The following is a 3,587-nucleotide window of genomic DNA, read 5'->3' on the forward strand; positions in this document are numbered from 1 at the left end:
ACCGGCCACCCCGACCTTGGCAAGGTCGTGCTCTACCAAATGAGCTACTTCCGCAGTGATAATTTTTATAAGAACTTTTTTCGTTGGGATTGCAAAGATAGGAATTGTTTTTATTCTGCCAACTTTTTTCTCATTTTTCTGAAAATTCATATTTGTATGCAATACGTCCCAACAGCTCTAACCCTTTGCCATAGCAGTCTTCACGCTGCGGCAATCCCTTCGCGTCGTACGTGTACTTCCAGATAAGGTAGTCTCCCGTTTCTACGGTCACCACCGTCATTGCCGCCACTTTTCCATCCGTTCCATACTCGAAAGAATAGTCCGGCAACATGCGCTTGCGCGATGGGTGATAACGCAACACATCCGTCAGTTTGCCATCCGCGTCGTAGTTGTAATAGAACCGTTGCTTGCCAGGCTCAAGCTCTTCCGTCACGCGGCCCAGGCTGTCGGTTTTGAACGCCACCACCACCGAATCGGCGCCCCCTTTGAACAGGAACATCCGGAGCAGCCTGCCGGTACTGTCATATTGATAACGGTGCTTTTCCTGCAGCCGGTACTTATCTTCCCGCCCGCGAACCCCGGATTCCACTTCCTGCAGCAACCCATTTTCGGTGTAACGGTATTGCACCGTTGAAATGGTATGTTCGGTACTGTCGACCGTCCGGGTAAGCCGCCCGCTGCTGCTGAAAGTGCTCGTCAGCACCGAACGCCCGCTGTTGCGGCTCTGCGTAACTGCTTTGAGCTGGCGGTAAGGGGCCTGTGTCGTGCGCACGCACACGAAATCATTGTCCGTTTCCTGGTTGGCGTCCAGCGAGCGAACCACCTGCCCGGTCACTTTGTTGGCTTTGAACTGCGCCATGGTGGCGGCGGTTTGACCGGTGCTGATGATGTCCTGGTAATAATGCTGCCCCCGGGCGGCGCCCAGGGCCAGGGTGAGGCATATGGTAGTAACGATGCGCATATCTCGATAATAGTGTTCGCAAATGTACAAACGTTCCGGGCTTTGCAAAACGTATGTAGGCCCGATAAATTCAAATTAGTTATATTTATTCTACATTAACCTGACTAAATCGAAATTGAAAACGCAACACCTCCGGCAGGATGAAAACTGCCTCAACTGCGGGCACCCTGTGCCGGACCGGTTCTGCGGCCACTGCGGCCAGGAAAACGTGGAAACCGAGGAGTCCTTCGGGCACCTGGTCACCCATTTTTTCCAGGACATCACCCACTACGATTCCAAATTCCTCACCACCCTCAAATTCCTGTTCTTTTACCCCGGCCTCCTGACCCGGGAATATATCGCGGGCAAAAGGATGTCGTACGTCAACCCCATCCGGCTGTACGTGTTCACCTCCTTCGTGTTCTTCCTGATCATGGGCATTTCCGCGCCGCAGCACGATCCCTACGACCGGCGGCAGCAAAGTTACTTCCCCAGGGTTATGGATTCTCTCGCCACGGAAAGCCACCTGCTACGCGACTCCCTGCAACGCGGGCTCATCGCCCCGGAAGACACCCTGGCCAGCCGCAACCGCGCCGATATATTCCACATCATGGGCGGGGGAAACACCCACGCCAATGCTGCCCAGCGGTATGATTCCGTCCAGCAGTCGTTGCCACCATCCCAGCGGGAACCCTGGTGGGAACGGAAAATCACCATGCGCACCCTCGAAATGCAGGACAAATACGGCAGCAACGCCGGGTATGCGCTGCAGGACAAGCTCCTGCACCATTATCCCAAGCTGATGTTCCTGCTGTTGCCGTTTTTTGCACTGCTGCTGCAATGGTTCTTCCGGAAAAAACGCTGGCTCTACGTCAAACACGCCATCTTCTCCATCCACATGCATACGTTCATTTTCATGATCGGCATCCTTGGGATCCTGGTAGACGTTACCTTCCATTTTAACGACGTTTACTCCTGGCTGGCGATCCCCGTGTACCTGTATTTCGTATTCGCCCTCCGCAATGCTTACGGCGTAACGATGGGCGCCGCTTTCTGGAAATCGCTGGGGGTACTGGCCGCTTACCTGTTCGGTACATTGCTGGTGGTGATGGCTTTCCTGCTGGTCATTTTTGCGGTGTTATAGCGGCAAGGCACATACGGCGTGCGCCTCATCATGTAATTCGATAACGGGGAAAAGCGCATTTTGGCTATCTTTACCCCGCCTTAACCTGTCTTCAGTCATATCGTGAAAACACAACACCTCCGGCAGGATAAAACCTGTCTCAATTGCGGGCACGAAGTGCCGGAACGTTTCTGTACCCATTGCGGCCAGGAAAACGTGGATACCAAAGAGTCCTTCGGGCACCTGGTCAGCCATTTCTTCCAGGATATCACGCATTACGATTCCAAGCTCCTCCTGACGCTCAAATACCTCTTTTTCTACCCCGGGCGGCTTACCAGGGAATACATCGCCGGCAAAAGGATGACGTTCGTAAACCCCATCCGGCTGTACGTGTTCACGTCGTTCGTGTTCTTTTTGCTCGCGGCCATCACCGCCGGCAACCATCACGACCCTTACGCACGCGAAAGTGAGAAAGATGTTGCCAAACAACAGGCCACGTTCGGCAGCATGCGCAACACCGCCGAAAGGATCCGGGAAAGAGTGGCTGAAGGAAGAATCGCCCCGGAAGATACCATTAAAGCACTCAGCGGAGCAAATGTGCTGGATCTCATCGCGGCAGATTCCATCGCTAACTCAGCGCATGTATATGATTCCCTGCAGCAAACGCTTCCGCCCGACCAGCAGGACAGCTGGTTGCAACGCAAAGCGCTGATCCGCCTCCTGGAGATGCGGGATAAATACGGCCCCAATATGGGCTATGTGCTGCAGGAAAAGTTCTTCCATAACTACCCTAAGCTATTCTTCCTCCTGCTGCCTTTCTTCGCCCTGTTGTTGAAGTGGTTCTATTACAGGAGGGAAGACATGGTATATGGCGACCACGCTATTTTCTCGATCCACATGCACACACTGGTATTCATGATCGGTATCCTTGCGATGCTGATCGGCATGCCGTTCCACGGTTTTTCGTATTACGGATGGGTGGCGCTGCTGGTATTCCTGTACCTGGTGATGTCGATCCGGAACGCATATGGCGTTTCTTCCGGGTCGGCGCTGGGGACCGCCATCGGGGTGGTGCTGGGATATGCCGTTGGCACGTTGATCGTATTGATATTGTTCACATTGCTTATTTTTGTTTTCACTTAATAAGCCAAAATCATACACCAATGACCCCCGAATTCATCATCGTAACGCCGCAGGCCCGGCCCCATATCGCGCACGTCCAGCTGAACCGGCCCAAAGAGCTCAACGCGCTCAACCTCCAGCTCATGCAGGAGCTCCGCGATGCGCTCCAGCAACTGGATGCCGACGACAGTGTGCGCTGCATCGTACTCAGCGGCAACGAAAAAGCCTTTGCCGCAGGTGCCGATATCAAGCAGATGGCCGGCCGCACGGCTGTGGATATGTACAATATCGACCAATTTACGATCTGGGACGGGATCAAAAAGGTCCGCAAGCCCGTCATCGCCGCCGTGAGCGGCTTCGCATTGGGCGGCGGTTGCGAACTGGCCATGCTCTGCGATATGA

Annotated in this window: 4 protein-coding genes; 3 read left to right on the plus strand and 1 reads right to left on the minus strand. The window is 54.0% G+C overall.

Annotated elements, in window-relative coordinates:
- Positions 1–130: 130 nt before the first annotated feature.
- Positions 131–961 (minus strand): hypothetical protein, encoded by an 831-nt coding sequence (locus Q0510_RS20130; RefSeq protein WP_298715684.1) that lies wholly within the window; start codon positions 959–961, stop codon positions 131–133.
- 115 nt (positions 962–1,076) lie between these two features.
- Here Q0510_RS20130 and Q0510_RS20135 point away from each other — a divergent pair, with 115 nt between their 5' ends.
- From Q0510_RS20135 to Q0510_RS20145, 3 genes are all read left to right on the plus strand, one after another.
- Positions 1,077–2,084 (plus strand): DUF3667 domain-containing protein, encoded by a 1,008-nt coding sequence (locus Q0510_RS20135; protein ID WP_298715685.1) that lies wholly within the window; start codon positions 1,077–1,079, stop codon positions 2,082–2,084.
- 102 nt (positions 2,085–2,186) lie between these two features.
- Positions 2,187–3,206 (plus strand): DUF3667 domain-containing protein, encoded by a 1,020-nt coding sequence (locus tag Q0510_RS20140; protein WP_298715686.1) that lies wholly within the window; start codon positions 2,187–2,189, stop codon positions 3,204–3,206.
- 20 nt (positions 3,207–3,226) lie between these two features.
- The coding region (locus Q0510_RS20145) for an enoyl-CoA hydratase-related protein (protein ID WP_298715687.1) at positions 3,227–3,587 on the plus strand (361 nt) is incomplete at its 3' end.

This window comes from uncultured Chitinophaga sp. (assembly GCF_937874145.1).
Lineage (GTDB): Bacteria > Bacteroidota > Bacteroidia > Chitinophagales > Chitinophagaceae > Chitinophaga.